Genomic DNA, 17514 nt, shown 5'->3' on the forward strand with positions numbered 1-17514 from the left:
GGTCCGTTCGTCTATCGGTTAGGACGCCAGGTTTTCAACCTGGAAAGAGGGGTTCGATTCCCCTACGGACTGCCACTACTCCCCTGATTTCAAAACGATTTCGTCACGCGCTGTTTGGTCGCGTGTGTTTGCGTTTGCCGCCATAGCGCGACTTTGCGCGCGTCGATCCCGCATGAAAAAGCGGCCCGTTTCGGGGGCCAACCCTTTGCAGTAGATGGTGCAGCGTGGGGCCGAACGCCTTGTAGGCGCGACGCCATGTCGATCAGCAGCTCCCGACAAGATCTTCGGGAGCCGTCTGCGGCGGATGTCGGTTAGGCATGACAGCGCGCAACCTCGCCGCCCGGTCTTCACGGTCAGCTGTCATCAGAGTGCGCAGCGATGCCAGTGCGCCGGACTGGATAATGGAGGCGTTTTTCCTTCAGGAAGTTCGTCAATGTAACGCCAGCCCTTTCGATCTTCTGCTCGCGAACCACGTCCCACCCCTGCTGCTCAAAAAGGCCTCGGGCAAGATAGCTCGCGTGGGAGTGAAGGCGTGCTATCACGCCGTCTCGTGCGATTGCCTCGATCCGGGCATAGAGAGACCCACCGACGCCCTGTCGTTGGTAGCCGGGCGCGACGAAAGCAAGATCTATGTAGCCATCATCGTCCAAGGTCATAAAGCCAACGGGCTGGCCTACCAAACGCGCTACCACAGTTCTCTGAGCGGTCAGGCGTGATGCCCAGTTGGGTCCCGAAGGCGGCCCCGACGCCCAAGCCCGCCGCTGCTCAAAATTATAGAATTCCCTAGCTCCTTCACGCACGGCATCAAAGAATATGACTCCGAGCTGATCCGCTTCTGAGATGCGGAAATCACCAATTTCTATGGAAGAGTTCAGCATTGCGGCGGTCCTGCGGTGGCATCTGAAATGAGCGCGATCGAAGCCCAACAGCGCCAAAGCTGACCTTCCCGCGTAACGTCGTATCATGCAAGTTCGGGCTCGAAGCGACCATTGCGCTTCGAGCCTTCACGTTTCTCACGCGCACCATTTACTGAGAAGGCCTGTCCTCTCGGCGCCGCTTTCTCGATGCTCTGTCAGAGGCCTCACGCGCCGTAGGCCACCCAGATGTTTTTCACCTGCGTCGCGCGGTCGAGGAACAGGCGCCCTTGCCCCGCACGGGCACCCCAGTCGCGTGCGTCATCGGCTTCGACCCAGGTCTGCTTGAGGTTCCCGGCGCTTTGCGCCTCGACCATCTGGCAGCCCTCGGCATTCCCGAAATACCACATCGCATCGACGCCATCATGGGCGGCCAGCGTCTTCGCCAACTCGTCGCGCGGGCCCGTGACGATGTTGACCACGCCGCCCGGCACGTCGGAGGTGTCGAGCACCTGATAGAGGTCGGTCGCGGCCAGCGGATGCGTCTGGCTCGGGACCAGCACCACGCGGTTGCCCATCGCAATCGCGGGGAGCACCAGCGAGATCGCCCCCAGAAGTGGTTGCGCGGTCGGGGCCACCAGCCCCATCACCCCGATCGGCTCGTTCATCGCCAGCGTCACGAAGTCCGACTTGGTCGCATGGACCGCGCCGTCGAACTTGTCGGCCTGGGCTGCATACCAGAAGCAGCGCGCGACCGCCGTCTCGACCTCGGCCTCGGCGGCCTTGCGCGAGGCGCCGAAGCTTTCGAGACGGGCGGCGAATTCCGCGCCGCGCACCGAGAGGTTCTCGCCGATGTAATAGAGCACCTGCGCCCGGTTATGGCCCGTGGCCTTGCCCCAGCCCTTGGCCTTATGCGCCGCCTCGACCGCGTTGCGGATATCCTTGCGGTTGCCGAGCCCTGCGAGCCCCACGACCGCTTTGCCGCCCTTCACCTGATAGCTGTAGCCGCTATCGGGCCGCGCCTGCCTGCCGCCGACATAGAGCTTCGCGGTGCGGTCGATCTCGCCGCCCTTGATCGTATCTGCGGGGCCGGTCTCCAGCTCGGCGGGCGTCGTGCCCTTACCCTTGCCGGTTGCCGCCGCCGGGTTGCGCAGATAGGCACGCATGCCTTCGCGCCCGCCCTCGCGGCCGAAGCCGCTCTCGCGATAGCCGCCAAAGCCCGCGCCCGCGTCGAAGATGTTCGTGGAGTTGATCCAGACGATCCCGGCTTTCACCTGCCCCGCGATGTCGAGGCACAGGTTCACGTTCTCCGACCAGATGCTGGCCGCCAGCCCGTAGCGCGTGTTGTTGGCCAGCGCGACCGCATCGGACGGCGTGCGGAAGGTGGTGAGCGTGACCACGGGGCCGAAGATTTCCTCGGTCGCGAGAACGCTTGCGGGTTCGACATCCGTCACCAGCGTCGGCGGGAAGAAGCACCCCTGAGGCGCGGAGCCTTGGGTCAGCGTCGCGCCCTCGCTTGCGCCCTTCTCGACCAGTTCGCGAATACGCGCGAGCTGCGAGGGATGCACGATCGCGCCGATATCGGTGCTCTTGTCCATCGGATCGCCGGTGCGCAGCGTCTTCATCCGGGCACGCAGCAGCGTCTCGAACCGCTCGGCCACGGCCTCGGCGACGAGGATGCGCGAGCCTGCGCAGCAGACCTGTCCCTGATTGAACCAGATCGCATCCACCACGCCTTCGACGGCGGCGTCCAGATCGGCATCCTCGAAGACGACGAAGGGGGATTTGCCGCCCAGTTCCAGCGTCAGCGCTTTGCCGGACCCTGCGGTGCGCTCGCGCAGAATGCGGCCCACATCGGTCGAGCCGGTGAAGGCCAGTTTGTCGATCCCCTCATGGCCGACGATGGCAGCGCCGGTCTCGCCGTCGCCGGTGACGATGTTGATCACGCCTTTCGGGATGCCGCATTCCTGTGCGATCTCGGCGAAGGCCAGCGCGGTCAGCGACGTGTATTCGGCGGGCTTCAGCACCACCGTATTGCCCGCCGCCAGCGCGGGCGCGACCTTCCACGACAGCATCAAAAGCGGGAAATTCCATGGGATGATCTGGCCGCAAACGCCCTGCGCGGTGTGACCCGGCAGCTCGTCCTCCAAGATCTCCGCCCAGCCCGCATGGTGATAGAAGTGGCGCGCGACCAGCGGGATGTCGATGTCGCGGCTCTCGCGGATCGGCTTGCCGCTGTCGAGGGTCTCCAGCACCGCCAGAAGGCGCGAGTGCTGCTGGATGTGGCGAGCCAAAGCGTAAAGATGCTTCGCACGCTGATGGCCCGACAGCTTCGCCCAACCGCTTTGCGCCTTGCGCGCGGCGGAGACGGCGGCATCCACGTCCGACGCTGTGCCTTGCGTGACGCGCGCCAGCACCGTGTCGCTTGCCGGATCGCGGACCTCGAACAGATCGCCCGGCTTGGTCATCGCGCCGTCGATGAAATGGCCGAAGCCGCCCTCATGCTTGGCGAGCCATTTGCGCGCCTGGCTGTCGTCTTCGGGGGCCACGCCGTACTCCATGGTTTCGAGGATGTTCTGAATGCTCATTTTGTCTCTCCTCAGGCCAGCGCGTGACGGCTGCTATCGGCGTAACGGCCGGTGACGTAGTGCTCCAGCTGGCGCTCGATATCGCCCAGCATCGAGCTTGCACCGAAGCGGAACAGGTCGGGGTTGAGCCAGTCGCGGCCCAGCTCTTCTTTCATAAGGATCTGCCAGGCCAGCGCCTCTTTCGCCTGCTTCATCCCGCCCGCGGGTTTGAAGCCGATGCGGTGGCCGGTCGCCATCCCGTAATCGCGCAGCGCGCGCAGCATGGTCAGGCTGACGGGCAGCGTGGCGTTGACGCTTTCCTTGCCGGTCGAGGTCTTGATGAAATCGGCCCCCGCCTGCATCGCCACCATCGAGGCGGAATAGACGTTGTTGAGCGTCTCCAGCTCGCCAGTCGCCAGGATCGCCTTCATATGGGCGTCGCCGCAGGCCTCGCGCATCGCCGCGATCTCGTCATGCAGGCCCTGCCAGTTCCGGGTCAGCGCCAGTTCGCGGTTGATCACGATGTCGATCTCGGCCGCGCCCTGCGCCACCGCCCAGCGGATTTCCTCGAGCCGCAGATGCAGCGGCATCAGACCTGCCGGAAAGCCTGTCGCGACCGAGGCCACGGGGATATTCGACCCTTCCAACGCCTTGACGGCATGGGGCACCATCGTCGGATAGACGCAGACCGCGCCCACGGTCAGCTCGCCCGCGCTCAGGCCCAGCCCCGCCTCGATATGCGAGGCCAAGGGCTTGCGCGCCTTCGCGCAAAGCCGTTTCACCCGGCCCTCGGTATCGTCGCCCGCAAGCGTCGTCAGATCGACGCAGCGCACCGCGTTGACCAGCCACGCCGCCTGATGCGCCTTCTTCACGCTGCGCCGGGTGGTGAGCGTCGCGCAGCGGCGCTCGGCGGCGGCGCGGTTGACGCGGTGGCCCTCGAACATCCCCACATCGAGCGCCATGCCGGGGTTGCGCGCATGCTCCCCTGCGGCCGCGGCGGTGGGCACCAAAGCCCCTTCCGCACGCGTCTCGGTTTTCATTTCGGTCTTCATTGCGTGTCTCCTAAATCGGGACTCGTCACAGCCTCGCCGCCACGTCCGGAGTAATTCCCGGGCGTGCGCGATCGGGACAAGATCAGCATAAGTCAGCCGAGCCCATGCTCGGAAAGAAAGTCGTCGAATTCGGCGGGCGTCGCGTAGCTTGTTTGCGTGCCGCGACGGGTGATCGACAATGCGGCATAGCGCGCGGCACGGGTCAGCGCCGCGGTGGGCTCCACCCCTTGGCCAAGGAAATGCGCGAAACTGCCGATGAAAGCGTCGCCCGCGCCGGTGGTATCGACCGGGCTGACCGAGACCGGGGCGATCTCTTCGACGGTGTCCGCGGTGATCCGGCGCGCGCCGCGCCCGCCAAGCGTCACCACGACGTTGTGGATGCCGCGTTCGATCAGGCTGCGCGCGGCGGCGATCACCTCGTCATCAGTGCCGGTGGGCAGCCCCGAAAGCATCGCCAGTTCGCTCTCGTTCGGGCAGAACCAGTCGAGCCCATCGAGCCGCGCGATATCCAGATCGGGATGCGCAGGCGCGGGGTTCAGGATCGTCGTCACCCCTTCGCGCGCCCCGAAGGCCACAGTGTGATAGACGGTTTCCAGATCGACCTCGAGCTGCATCAGGATCGCAGAGGCTGCGCGCAACGTCTCGGCCGCCGCATCGACATCGGCCGGTGCCAGCGCCGCATTGGCCCCTTTCACGATCAGGATCGCGTTCTCGCCATCACGCTCGACGAAGATCGGCGCCACGCCCGAGGCCGAGCCTTCGACGGTGCGCACATGGGTCGTGTCGATCCCGTTTTTCTCCAGATTGGCGCGGACCTGCGGGCCGAACCCGTCATCGCCCACGCAGGTGACCATCGCCACATCCGAGCCCAGACGCGCCGCGGCAACCGCCTGGTTCGCGCCCTTGCCCCCGAACCCCATCGCGAAATCGGGGGCTTCGAGCGTCTCGCCGCGTCCCGGCATCCGGTCGATATAGGTCACCAGATCCATCATGTTCGAGCCGACGACGGCTATCTTCTCAGGCATTCTCTTTCTCCGTCAGGTCGGAAATCGTCTTGGCGAGCGCGGTAGTCTCGGCCTTGTCAGTATAGCCGAAGCGGGTCGCGAAATGCGCGGTCTCTCCGGCTGGGAGGCTGCGGAGATTGCCCTTCGCCTTCTCCGCCGTGTAACCCTCGGGCTCGCAGGTGGACGGCAGCGCGAAGGCCGCGACCGAGGCATCCTCGCCGTTCAGGATCCAGCGCGCGAGGTGGTCGAACTGATCGGGCCGCCAGCTCATCGAGAACCCGTCGCCCGCGGGCCGCTCCAGAAGCGCGTGGCTCTCGCCCGACGCATCGGCTGCGGGCCGCTCGATATAGAGAACCTGTTCGGGGTTCCACTTCTCGGGCGCGTCCAGCGTGGCGCTGTCTTCGGGCGCTTCCGCCAGCCGTTCAATGAAATCGGTATAGGCCCGCGTCGGCTGAACATGGGCGGGCACGTCGCGGCGGACGCGGGTACGCTCGGGCGTGAAGGGGGCCGCCTGATGGATGCGCCCGTCTTTGACGAAGGCGAAGTTCACATGGCACATATACATCAGGTCCATCGGCAGGGCGGAGCGGTTCTCGACCGCCATCGCCATCTCGATCTGAGTGGTTTCCCGCACCGTGATCGAGGGCATCGCGCGGTAATGCGGGCCGAAGCCACGGATGTAATCGACATGACCGCCAAGGCGCACGAACGCCCCCTGCCCGTCTTCGCCGATCTCCAGATGGGCGGCGTCCATCGTGGCACAGGCCATCTCGCCATGCAGCGGATGGTCATCCTGCGGACCGGGGCAACCGTTGCGCAGCAAGCCAGAGTGATAGGCGAGACAGCCATAGGTTTCGACGATCACCTGCGCCGGGCGCGGCTCGGCAAAGGCGCTGTCCATCGTCAGGCGCACGCCGTCGAACATCGCGTCCCAGAGCATCTGGCCCATGTAGGGCAGCATCTCGACCCGGCCGCGCGGGGTCTCCACGCCCACCATCTCGATGCCAAGCGCGGTGCGCCAGCCGGTGACGGTGAAACTGTCGGTCTTGGCGAGCACGCTCGGGGCCAGCCCGAACCGCTCACGCGGGAGAGGAATGATCACGCTCATCTTACGCTCCTTTCCGGCGACGCCAGGAATTGAGGGCGATCACCCCGATCAGGAAGGCGCCCCAGACGAAATCGATCAGGTGGTTCGAGACCCGCATCATCTGGAAGCCCGAGGACAACAGCGTCAGCGAGATCAGCGCAAGGGCCACGCCCAGCACATTGCCGCGACCGCCTGCCGGGTTGGTCCCCCCCAGCACCGCGATCAGCACCGCCTGCAGCAGGTAAGACGCGCCGTAATCCGACTTCGCCGCGTTGGTCCGCGCCGACAGCAGGATACCCGCCATCGCGGCCAGCATCCCCGTCAGCATGTAGGAATAGAGGATCATCTGGCCGCGCTTCACCCCCGCATAGACCGCCGCTTTCGGGTTGGTCCCGATCAGCTTGAGCCGCAGCCCGAAGGAGGTCCGCGCGAGCAGCAGCGACAGTGCGATGCAGACCAGCACGAAGATCACCAGCGGCACCGGGATGCCCACCAGTTTGCCGTTGCCGATCGCGTTCCACCCCGGCGGGAAGCCGACGATCGCAGGCCCTCCCGTCAGCACGAGGCACATCCCGATGAAGACCTGGCCGGTACCCAGCGTCGCAAGGATCGGCGTAATCTTCAGCACCGAAATCAGGAAGCCGTTCAGCAGCCCCGCCAGCAGCCCCACGATCAGGGCCGCGCTCACGCCCAGCGTCACCGGGCCGAGGCCCAATGCGCCCGAGCCGCCATCGCCCGCCATCGCCCCGAAGAGCGTGCCGGCCGTGATGCCCGCAAGGTTCGCGACGCCCACGATGGACAGGTCGATCCCCCCGGTCAGCATCGCGATCATCATCGCGATCGACAGGATGCCGAGTTCCGGCATGAAGAAGGCCATCGACTCGAAGTTGTAAGACGACAGGAACATCGAAGGCCGCAGCGCCGTCATCGCGATCAGCACCAGCACACAGGATACGGCCAGCATGACGTTGGTCTGTGCCGCCTCGCCCTTGAGCCAGCCGCGCAGGCCGGGCCGGGAGGTGGCGTTGGTCTTGGTCTCGCTCATCATCATCTCCCCTGCCTCACACCAAAGCCCTGCGGTCGCGCAGCGCCGTCACGGTCACAGCCGCAACCAGCATCGCGCCCACGACGACCCGCTGCCATGTCGTGTCGATCCCCATCAGGATCAGCGAATTCTGGATCATCACGAGGATGAACACGCCCAGCACCGTGCCAAGCACCGTGCCGCGCCCGCCGAAGATCGACGCGCCGCCCAGCACCACCGCCGCGATCACGTCGAGCTCCAGCCCCACGAAGTCGCGCGGATTGGCGAGCCAGATCATCGAGCTGTGCAATAGCCCCGCAAAACCCGCCAGCGCGCCCGCCGTGACATAGACGAAGATCATCGTGCGGCCGGTCGAGAAGCCCACGCGCTTCGCCGCCTCCGGGTCCGCGCCATAGGCATAAACCGAGCGCCCGATCATCGTGTGTTTCAGCACCAGATGCAGCGCGACGGCGAGACCCAGATAGATCACGATCATCGCGGTCAGCCCGTAGGTCGAGCCGTTCGCGCGTTCGAGCACGAATAGATCTGTCTTGCCGAAATTCACCAGCGCCTCGGGCATCTTGTTGATGTTCACGTTCGAGGTGCCGACGAGGCCCAACACCAGCCCGCGCACGACCGAGGCCGTGCCGAGTGTCACGATCAGCGGGATCATCTTGAACTTGTGGATGATGCCCGCATTCATCAGGCCCAGAAGCCCGCCGATTATGATTGTTGAGGCGAAGGGCAGCACCAGCCCGTTATAGTCGAGCGCCACCATCGAGCGGACCACGAGATACATCCCCGCGACCGCGAAGGCGGTGAAAGACACGTCGATCCCGCCCGAGATCATCACCAGCAGCACGCCCAAGGCCATGATGCCGATGACGACGTTTTCCTTGAGCAGGCTGAACAGGTTGGACATTTGCCAGAAGGCCGGGTTCACCAACCCGATGAAGATCATCGCGACCGCAAGGATCGCCAGAATGATCGCGTCGGAGCTGCGCAGGAATCTCATGCGGGCTCTCCTTGTTTTTCATTGGACAGCGCCGCGTCGAGCGCCTCTTCGGTCAGCGCGTCGCCCGCGAGTTCTCCGGTGATGCGGCCCTCGGTCATGCACAGCACGCGGTTGCAGTTCGCGGCCAGCTCCGGCAAGTCGTCCGAGATCATCAGAACCGCCAGATCGTTGTTGCGGGTCAGGTCCTGAATGATGCCGTGGATCTGCTCTTTCGAGCCGACATCGACGCCCACGGTCGGGCCGTTCAGGATCAGCACGCGCGCATCGGTCATCAGCCAGCGCCCGATCATCACGCGTTGCGCGTTCCCGCCCGAGAGCGTGCCCACCGGCACGTCGATCCCCGGCGCGGAAATCGCCATCTCGCCGAACATCTTATGGGTCTCCTCCCCCGCCTTCTCGGCATCGAGCCACAGATGCGGCGCGAAGCGGCTCAGCGAGGAGACGATCGCATTGTCGCGGATCGAGCGGGTCAGGAACAACCCTTCCGACAGGCGATCCTCGGGCACATAGGCGATGCCAGCCGCGATCGCTTCGGGGACGTTCTTCGGCATCACGGGCTTGCCGTCGACCAGCATCTCGCCGCTCATATCGCTGCGCAGACCGAAGATCGCCTGTGCGATGGCCTTGCGGCCTGCACCTATCAGGCCGGACATGCCGACGATCTCGCCCGGCATCAGCGTCAGGTTGATGCCCTGCGCCTTGTCGCCGACGGTCACGTTGCGCAGCTCCAGCCGCGGTTCGCGCCCGCTGACATCGGGGGCAATGAAATGCCCCTGATGCAGGTCGCGCCCGGTCATCGCGCGGGTGATCGAGCGTTCGTCATAATCCGAGATCGGGCCTTCGGTGACCTTCTTGCCATTGCGGAAGACGGTGAGACGCTCGGAGATTTCCAGCATCTCGCGCATCTTGTGACTGACGAACAGCGTGGCGATGCCGTCGGCCTGCAAATCCCGCACGATGCGGAAGAGGCGTTCGACTTCGCGCCCCGTGAGCGTCGTCGTGGGTTCGTCCATGATAATGAGCCGCGCATCGGCGAGCATCGCGCGGGCAATCGCCACGATCTGGCGGCCGGCGGCGGGAAGGGTCTCGACGGTCGCATCGAGATCGAGCGTCACATCGAGCCGCGCCAGCACGTCGCGCGCCATCTTGCGGGCCCGGGTCCAGTCGATCCGGGTCTTGCCTTCGCGCAGGAAAGTATTGAGCGCGAGGTTCTCGACCACGGTCAGTGTCGGGAACAGTGAGAAATCCTGGTAGATGACCTGCACGCCATGGGCGATCGAGGTCGCGGGGTCGAGCTTGCCGACCGGTTTGCCGTCGATCAGGATCTCGCCCTCGTCGGGCTGATAGACGCCCGAGACGATCTTGATGAGGGTGGATTTGCCCGAGCCGTTCTCGCCGGCGAGGCAGTGGATGCGGGCGGCGTCGAGCGTCAGCGACACGTCATCGAGCGCGCGCACGCCGCCGAAGCGCTTCGAGATGTTGCGCAGCTCGATCAGGGGAGCGGTGGCCATGGGGGTCTCCTCGCAGGCAGGTCGGCAACGGGTGGCGCGATCGCGCGCGCCACCCGAGCTTGAGAACCGTCAGGGATCAGAAGTCGTATTGATCCATGTTGTCCTTGGTCACGCCGACCCAGCCGGCCCCGTAGAGCACTTTCGCGTCCGCGCTATCGGCTTCCTTGAGATCGGTATAGCCTTCGAGACCGAGGTTAGTGCCCGCCTTGATATCGGCATGGTCCTTGCCCGCATCACGTGCTTTCAGCTCGGCCAGTGCGATCATGTTCATCGCGTAGCCAGCAACCGCCGGATCCCAGAACTGGATGTAGCTGATATCGCCCTGCGAGATGTACTGACCCGCGACCGACGGAAGACCGGTGCCCGCGAAGTGCAGCTTGCCCTGCAGACCGCCTTCCGCGATCAGACGACCGGCGCCTGCCGAGGTCGGCATCGGACCACCCACGACACCGGTGATGTCGGGATGCGCGGTCAGCGCCTCTTTCAGCTTGTTGTAGTCGGTGTTCGCGTCGTCATAGGTCTCCAGACGATCCGTCGCGAGCGACATGTCCGGATAGGCTTCCTTCTGACGCTCGATCGCGCCGTCGATCCACTCGTTTTGCGACTTCGAGGTCAGCGAGCCGACGGTGGCGACATATTTGCCCTTCTCACCCATCTGCTTGGCGAGGTGGTCCATCAGCTCCGCGCCATAGGCTTTGTTGTCGAAGGCTTCGATGTCGTAATCGACATTCTTGATGTTCGAGGCTTCGTGGCTCACCACGACGATGCCGCGATCACGAGCCTTCTTGAGCACCGGCTCGACCGCTTCCACCGAGAACGGCACGACGGCGATGGCGTCCACGCCCTGCGCGATCAGGTTCTCGATCAGCTGCACCTGCGCTGCCGCATCCGCCTGCGAGGGGCCGACCATCCAGGTGTCGCTGCCGGTGTCGTCGCCGAACTGCTTCACGCCGTCACGCATCCGGTCGAACCACGCGATGCCGTCGACCTTCACAACGGTCGCGATGTGGTAGGTCTTGTCGGAGCTGAGCATTTCCTTGTCGACATTGCTCGTGTCGACGACCTGCTGCGCCAGTGCCGGGGTGGCCATGGCGACCGCGAATGCAGCGGCCGGAATGAATCCGAGCTTCATGATAATTCTCCCTTCAAGCGGACCTCCTCGTCCGCGTTTCCCGGTTCAGGCGCATGCCGAAACCGGCCCTCCAAGTAATGTTACGATCGCAACATAACTCGGGACCATCTAGGGGATGAAGGGAAGTGTCAACTACATCTTAAGCTGCGCTGCAGCGAGAAGTCCGGCCTCGGTGACGACGCCCGAAACCTCGTCGAGAGACGCGAAAACGACCGGCTTGCGCTGGCCGATCTTGCTGGCATCCATGACGACAAAACACTGTTTTGAAAGCTCTATCGCCGCACGTTTCAAGGGGACTTCGTACTCGTGCGAACAGCTCAGCGCCCCATCGGAATCGAGCCCGCCCGCGGACAGGAACGCTACATCGATGTTCAAAGGCGCCAATCGGTCGTGCGGATTTCCCGCATGACACGAGCGCGTACTCGACTTGATTTCGCCGCCCAGAAACTCGACCGGGACGCTGCTGCGCCCCTGCAGGATCTCCGCCGTGGTCAGACAATGGGTGATGATTCGCCGCGCTTTGCCCTGCGCCAGAAGCCGCGCGAGATGGGGCAGCGTGGTGCCGGTATCGAGGAACACGACCGCGCCCTCGGGGACGAGTTCAAGCGCATGACCCGCCGCCGCGCGCTTGGCGTCGATGGCGCGGTTCATCTGCGCGTCGAAGTCGTAATGCTCGGTCGTACGTGTGGTGACGATATAGCCGCCCCGGCAGGCAAACCCCGCTTCGGGCTGCGCCGCGTCGCGCCGCAGGGTCATCTCGGTCACGCCCATCTGCTCGGACAGGTCGCGCAAACGCAGGGCGGGCGAGACATCGAGCAAGGCGGTTATCTGGTCGATCCGCTCTTGTTGGCGGCTGGGTCTGGTCACGATTTGGCTTTCAAGATTTGGGTTTCGAAACGCATTCTATAATCCGCAGAGTGTCCGAAACCGGACCTGCGAAAGCAAGCGCTGCGTTCCAATCCGCACTGCGCCGCAGCGTCACACCTTGTCAGCGAGCCCCGTCACTCGGCCGCCTTGGCCATGCTCTCGCGCACCGAACGCGCAGTCGATTGCAGCGTCAGGAACGCCTCGAACCGCGCCGCGTGCAAACGCTCCACCGCGCCGCCTGCGGGTGCAAACCGGGTCGCGACCTGCGACATCGCGCCCATCGCGGCCTGCAGGTCGTCGAACCCCTCCGCCGCGACCGCGCCGAGCATCGCAGCCCCCAGCAGCACCGGTTCCTCGCAGCGCGTGACCACGACGTCGCGCCCGGTCGCATCCGCGATGATCTGACGGGTGACGGGATGCGCCCCCGCCCCGCCCGAGATCGAAATCTCCGAAATCGGCGCACCATGTTCGGCCTGCACCTCGATGATCTGGCGCAGCCCATAGGCCAGCCCGCACACCCCCGCGACATAAAGCGCCACGAGCGAGTCCAGCCCGGTTTCCATCCCCTGCCCCACGATCACCGCGCGCGCATCGGGATCGGCGAAGGGCGCGCGGTTGCCCAAGAACTCCGGCACGACGTGAAGCCCATCGGCAAGCGTCGCGACTTCAGAAGGTGAACCCGCCGTCTCGAGCGCGAGATCGGCGAGGAATTCCGGCACGGATTTGCCGGCGGCCTTAGCCCGTTCGCGCGCCTCCGCTGCTGCCGGATGCAATTGCACGAGCTGCGCGATCGCCGCCCCGGCGCCCGATTGGCCACCCTCATTGAGCCACATCCCCGGGATCATCGCCGAGAAATACGGCCCCCAGACACCGGGCACGAAGGCAGGTTCGCGCGTCGAAGTCATTGTGCAAGACGAGGTACCGAACACATAGCCCAGACAGTGCGCCGGATCGCCCGACCCGCCCTGCGCCGCCACGGTGCCGATCCCGCCAGCATGGGCGTCGATCAGCCCGGCGGCGACCGGCGTTCCGGGCGTCAGGCCCATCTGCGCGGCGGCTGCCTCGGTCAGCCCTGCCCCAAGCGGCGTGCCCGGATCGACGATACGCGCGCCGATCCGCGCGAAACCGTCCTCCGCCAGATCGCCAAGGCCGATCGCGTGGAAATAGTCCGGATCCCAGCGGCCCTCATGGGCGAGATAGGTCCATTTGCAGGTGACCGTGCAGGCGGAGCGCTCCAGCGCGCCGCTCGCCTTCCATGTCAGGAAATCGGCGAGATCGAAGAATTGCACGGCCTGCGCGTAGATGTAGGGGCGCTCCTCGCGCAGCCACATCAGTTTCGGCGTCTGCATCTCCGGCGAAATCCGGCCGCCCACATAGCGCAGCACATCATGATCGCCCGCATTGATCCGCGCTGCCTGATCGCGGGCGCGGTGATCCATCCAGACGATGACGTCGCGCTCGGGCGCATCAGGATCGCCCACGGGCAGCCCGCCCTCCGGGCCGATCACGGCGAGCGAACAGGTCGCGTCGAACCCGATCCCCGCGACATCGAGCGGGTCGGCCCCCGAGGCCGCCAACGCCCCTTTCACCGCATCGCAAACCGCCTGCCAGATCTGGGCGCTCGACTGCTCGACATGGCCATGATCGTCCTGCCACATCTCCAACGGGTGCTTGCCGACGCCGAGAAGCGTGCCCTCCCGATCGAAAATCCCGGCGCGCGCCGAACCGGTTCCGACATCGACACCGACGAATAACTTGCTCACGTTGATCCTCCCCAGACGCGCATCTTGCCCAATCCTTAACGACATCGGGCGGGGACTGCCAACCCGGGGGCGCGGCAGGCGATTCTCGCAACACAGAGCAGCCGCGCCGCCGGAACCCCGATATCGAGGCCGAAAGACGTGCCGCTGCGAATAAAAACGCGGTCGCGCCCTTCAGCACCGCGACAGACCGCGCGTCCAACCTGCCCTCCGGAACGGGACGCAAATCTCGCGAACCACGCCGATACCGGAATATTTTCCTTCCGCGCAATAGAAGCAGTGAACCGCTTAAGCTTGCCATCGCAAAAATCCTGAACAATTTGGGACAAAATCCCTAACCAGCGAGGTTTCCCATGACCCGTCTCGCACGTATTTCCGCAGCCGCCGCGACCGGCGCTGCTCTCTTCGCCGCCAGTGCCGCGATGGCCAGCGACCTCGGCCCGCTCGTCACCCCGAGCGAACTGAACGCCGAGATCGACACGGTCGATCCGGTGCTGCTCGACATCCGCACCGGCAGCTATGAAAAAGGCCATATCGACGGAGCCGTCTATGCGCCCTATTCGCTGTTCCGCGGCCCGGATAACAATCCCGGCCAAGTGCCGCCGATCACGAAGCTGCAGGCGTCCTTCGAGCAGATCGGCCTCGAGCCCGACCGCCCCATCGTGATCATCGCGCAGGGCGATACCGATACTGACTTCGGCGCCGCCGCGCGCGTCTATTGGACGCTGAAAAGCACCGGCTTCACCGAGCTGTCGATCCTCAATGGTGGCACGACCGCCTGGGCCAACGCTGGCCTGCCGATGTCGGACGTGACCGAGAACCTGATGCCCACCGATCTCGATCTGACGTGGAACGACCGCTGGACGGCGGAGACGCCCGCAGTGAGCGATCTCGTCAACGGCAAGGGCAAAGCCGTGCTCGTCGATGCGCGTCCGCCCGCCTTCTATGAGGGCAAGAAAGCGCACTCCGCCGCTTCGCGTCCCGGCACCCTGCCCGGCGCCGAGAACCTGCCCTACACCAAGTTCTTCCGCTCCGGCGCGACGGTCATCGACGCGAAAACCGATGCGGCCGCTCTGAAAGAGCAGCTGGGCATCAAGGACGGCGAAGAGGTCGTGTCCTTCTGCAATACCGGGCACTGGGCGGCGACCGACTGGTTCGCCATGTCCGAGCTCGCAGGCATCGAGAACGTGAAGCTCTACCCCGGTTCGATGGTGGAATATTCCAAGACCGACGGTGAGATGGCGAACACGCCCGGCCTGTTGCGCAACCTGCTCAACCAGCTCACCGGAGGCTGATGATGAACACTGCCATTCTTGAACGGCAGGCAGCGTCGGGCGGAATCGCCCGGCGCAGTGCTTTGATCCTCGCAGCCCTTGCAGCGGTCGCGGCCCTCGCGCTGTTCGGCGGCGCGCGCTACGGCTTCATGCTGGCGATCGGGCTGGGCTTCGGTATCGCGCTGGAAGGGCTGCGCTTCGGCTTTGCGGGCCCTTGGCGCGCGATGATCGTGCGGCGTGAGCCTGCGGGCATCCTCGCGCAGCTTCTGGCGATCGCGCTGGTGTCCATCGTCGCGATCCCGGCGATCTCGAGCCATCCGGGCGAGCTGACCGGCGCGCAGGCCCCGATCGGCTTCGCGATGGTCGGCGGCGCGTTTGTCTTCGGTGCGGCGATGCAGGTCGTGATGGGCTGCGGCTCGGGCACGCTTGTGAACGCAGGCTCGGGCAACCCGATCGGGCTGCTCGCGCTGCCGTTCTTCGCCATCGGCAGCTTCTTCGGCGCTTACGGGCTGATCTGGTGGACCAATCTCGGCGCGCTGCCGATCCTGACCCTGCGTGGCACGAGCGGACTTGCCGTGACGCTGGTTCTTCTCGGGCTGGTCGCGGCCACGGTCTTCTTCCTCGGCAAGCGCGGCTCGCGAAGCCTGCCGCGGCGCTACATCATCGCGGCCCTCGTCCTCGCAGCGCTCGCCATCGCGAACCTGCTGGTCGCAGGGCAGCCTTGGGGCGTGGTCTACGGGCTGGGCCTCTGGGTCGCCAAGGGCGTGAACGGAATGGGCTTCGACCTGACGCAATCGGCCTTCTACGCAGCCCCCGGCTCGATCACCCGTGTGAAGGAGAGCCTGCTGACCGACTACACCTCGCTCACCGATATCGGCCTGATCGCGGGCGCGTTCGGGGTCGCCGCTTGGCGTCAGGGCGGGCTGTCGCAGAAATTGCCGAGCTATCCGGCCCGCGCCTGGGCCGCGACGATCATTGCAGGCTTCCTGCTGGGCTATTCCTCGCGACTGGCCTTCGGCTGCAACGTGGGCGCGTTCTTCTCGGGGATCTCGACCGGCAGCCTTCATGGCTGGGTATGGTTCGCGGCAGCCTTCGCGGGCGCCTATCTGGGCATCTGGCTACGGCCCCGCCTTGGACTGGAGGCACGCGCATGACCCGGAAAGCGACTGCCTTCACCGCCCTCGCGGCCCTGCTTCTTCTGATCGGCGCCGATCTAATCGGAGCGCCGCTCAATCCCTACCAAGCCCCTCCGGCCTTCGCCTTCGGATCCGGTCAGGTCGCAAGCGGCGGGTTCTGCGGAGCCTTGCCGAACTGATCTCCCAAAATCCTTGCGATCTGGGACACCGGCCCGCTTCCCTCGGGCCGGTGTTCTCTTGCCCGGCCTTGGAACCGCGCGCGCGGACCGCTAGAGATCGCCAGACGCGCGGTCCGCGCGAAGGGAGCCCCATCATGACCAGACATCCGATGTTCGGGATATTCCTCGCGCTGTTCGGCGCGCTGGCGATTTCGCCCGACACGCTACTGATGCGCTGGTCCGAGATGAGCGGCGCGCAGATGGTGATTTGGCGCGGCTTGCTGATGGGCGGCGCGATGTGGCTGACCTCCATCACCCTGCGCAGACGCCACCTGAAGCGCGACCTGCAGGCGCTCGCCAGCAGCGCGGGGCTCGTGCTGGTCGCCTGCCATTTCTCGAACATGACGCTGTTTGCCGTGGGGATCGCCGCCGCCCCGGTGTCGGTCGTGCTGTTCAGCGTCTCGACCGTGCCGGTCTTCGCGGCGCTGCTGTCCCGCCTGCTCCTGCGTGAAAACACCCACTGGTCCACATGGCTCGCCATCGCCGCCGTTCTCAGCGGGATCGGGCTGGCCGTCTTCGGCCCTGCCCCGGCGAGCGTGGGCGGCAATCCGATCTACGGCGCGCTTGCGGGACTTGGGGTCGCGTTGAGCCTGTCGACGACTTTCGTCACGATCCGACGCAATCCGCATCTGCCGATCCTGCTCGCCGTCGGCTCCGGGGCCGGGCTGGCCGGACTTTCAGCATTGCTCTGGACGGGAGGCGCGGCAGTGACGGGCGGTCAAATCTGGGCAATCGCGCTGGCGGGCGGTGTGGTGCTGCCGATCTCCTTCATGTCGCTGTCGTTTGCGTCGCGCTACACCTCGGCCTCGAATGTCAGCCTGCTGATGCTGCTCGAGACGATCCTCGGGCCGATCTGGGTCTGGTGGGGAACGGGCGAGGCTCCGAGCCGCGCGATGCTGATCGGCGGAGCGATCGTGATCGGGAGCTTGGCGCTCTATCTCTGGCACGCGGGCCATCGGCAAAGCGTTCTCCGGCGCAGCCAATCCGCCGCGCCGGAGCATCTCTAGTAACGC

Annotated in this window: 15 protein-coding genes and 1 tRNA gene; 5 read left to right on the plus strand and 11 right to left on the minus strand. The window is 65.4% G+C overall.

The genetic code is table 11. The features are described from left to right. A tRNA-Glu gene (locus BMI91_RS07240) sits at positions 1-75 on the plus strand. Between the two features lie 278 nt (positions 76-353). On the opposite strand, the gene BMI91_RS20335 is transcribed toward BMI91_RS07240, so the two are convergent. From BMI91_RS20335 to BMI91_RS07295, 11 genes are all read right to left on the minus strand, one after another. After that, entirely contained in the window at positions 354-965 is a 612-nt protein-coding gene (locus BMI91_RS20335) for a GNAT family N-acetyltransferase (RefSeq protein WP_078604495.1), read from the minus strand. Between the two features lie 116 nt (positions 966-1081). Continuing rightward, the gene (locus tag BMI91_RS07250; protein WP_208607966.1) at positions 1082-3442 is read right to left on the minus strand and encodes an aldehyde dehydrogenase family protein; all 2361 of its coding nucleotides are present in this window, start codon (positions 3440-3442) and stop codon (positions 1082-1084) included. Between the two features lie 11 nt (positions 3443-3453). After that, the gene (deoC, locus tag BMI91_RS07255) at positions 3454-4461 is read right to left on the minus strand and encodes a deoxyribose-phosphate aldolase (protein ID WP_078570184.1); all 1008 of its coding nucleotides are present in this window, start codon (positions 4459-4461) and stop codon (positions 3454-3456) included. Between the two features lie 104 nt (positions 4462-4565). Continuing rightward, positions 4566-5498 (minus strand): ribokinase, encoded by a 933-nt coding sequence (rbsK, locus tag BMI91_RS07260; protein WP_078604496.1) that lies wholly within the window; start codon positions 5496-5498, stop codon positions 4566-4568. Further along, positions 5491-6585: a DUF4432 family protein gene (locus BMI91_RS07265; protein WP_078604497.1), complete on the minus strand. Its 1095-nt coding sequence runs from the start codon at positions 6583-6585 to the stop codon at positions 5491-5493. The genes rbsK and BMI91_RS07265 overlap by 8 nt, the downstream gene beginning before the upstream one ends. A 1-nt stretch (position 6586) precedes the next feature. Beyond that, positions 6587-7609 carry an ABC transporter permease gene (locus BMI91_RS07270; RefSeq protein WP_078549734.1) on the minus strand — a complete coding sequence of 341 codons (1023 nt, stop codon included), beginning with the start codon at positions 7607-7609 and terminating at the stop codon, positions 6587-6589. Positions 7610-7625: 16 nt separating this feature from the next. Then, positions 7626-8603, minus strand: a complete 978-nt coding sequence (locus BMI91_RS07275; protein ID WP_078604498.1) for an ABC transporter permease — start codon at positions 8601-8603, stop codon at positions 7626-7628. Beyond that, positions 8600-10114: a sugar ABC transporter ATP-binding protein gene (locus BMI91_RS07280; protein ID WP_078604499.1), complete on the minus strand. Its 1515-nt coding sequence runs from the start codon at positions 10112-10114 to the stop codon at positions 8600-8602. The genes BMI91_RS07275 and BMI91_RS07280 overlap by 4 nt, the downstream gene beginning before the upstream one ends. 76 nt (positions 10115-10190) lie before the next feature. Beyond that, positions 10191-11246 (minus strand): autoinducer 2 ABC transporter substrate-binding protein, encoded by a 1056-nt coding sequence (locus tag BMI91_RS07285; protein ID WP_078604500.1) that lies wholly within the window; start codon positions 11244-11246, stop codon positions 10191-10193. Between the two features lie 132 nt (positions 11247-11378). Beyond that, complete coding sequence (locus BMI91_RS07290; RefSeq protein ID WP_078604501.1) at positions 11379-12113, minus strand: DeoR/GlpR family DNA-binding transcription regulator; 735 nt, start codon at positions 12111-12113, stop codon at positions 11379-11381. Positions 12114-12247: 134 nt separating this feature from the next. Beyond that, the gene (locus BMI91_RS07295; protein ID WP_208607967.1) at positions 12248-13921 is read right to left on the minus strand and encodes an FGGY-family carbohydrate kinase; all 1674 of its coding nucleotides are present in this window, start codon (positions 13919-13921) and stop codon (positions 12248-12250) included. A gap of 305 nt (positions 13922-14226) precedes the next feature. Between BMI91_RS07295 and BMI91_RS07300 the strand changes: the two genes are divergently transcribed. The 4 genes from BMI91_RS07300 to BMI91_RS07310 all read left to right on the plus strand — a co-directional run bounded on the left by BMI91_RS07300 (position 14227) and on the right by BMI91_RS07310 (position 17508). Next, positions 14227-15168 carry a sulfurtransferase gene (locus BMI91_RS07300; protein ID WP_078604503.1) on the plus strand — a complete coding sequence of 314 codons (942 nt, stop codon included), beginning with the start codon at positions 14227-14229 and terminating at the stop codon, positions 15166-15168. A 14-nt stretch (positions 15169-15182) separates the two neighbouring features. Then, a complete protein-coding gene (locus BMI91_RS07305) occupies positions 15183-16301 on the plus strand; it encodes a YeeE/YedE family protein (RefSeq protein WP_078605088.1) in 1119 nt (372 codons plus the stop codon). After that, positions 16298-16462, plus strand: coding sequence for a hypothetical protein (locus tag BMI91_RS20130; protein ID WP_167376014.1), 165 nt, complete (start codon positions 16298-16300; stop codon positions 16460-16462). The genes BMI91_RS07305 and BMI91_RS20130 overlap by 4 nt, the downstream gene beginning before the upstream one ends. Before the next feature lie 134 nt (positions 16463-16596). Further along, the gene (locus BMI91_RS07310; RefSeq protein ID WP_078604504.1) at positions 16597-17508 is read left to right on the plus strand and encodes a DMT family transporter; all 912 of its coding nucleotides are present in this window, start codon (positions 16597-16599) and stop codon (positions 17506-17508) included. The last annotated feature ends 6 nt before the right edge of the window (positions 17509-17514 follow it).

The sequence above is a fragment of the Thioclava sediminum genome, from assembly GCF_002020355.1.
In the GTDB taxonomy this organism is placed as follows: domain Bacteria; phylum Pseudomonadota; class Alphaproteobacteria; order Rhodobacterales; family Rhodobacteraceae; genus Thioclava; species Thioclava sediminum.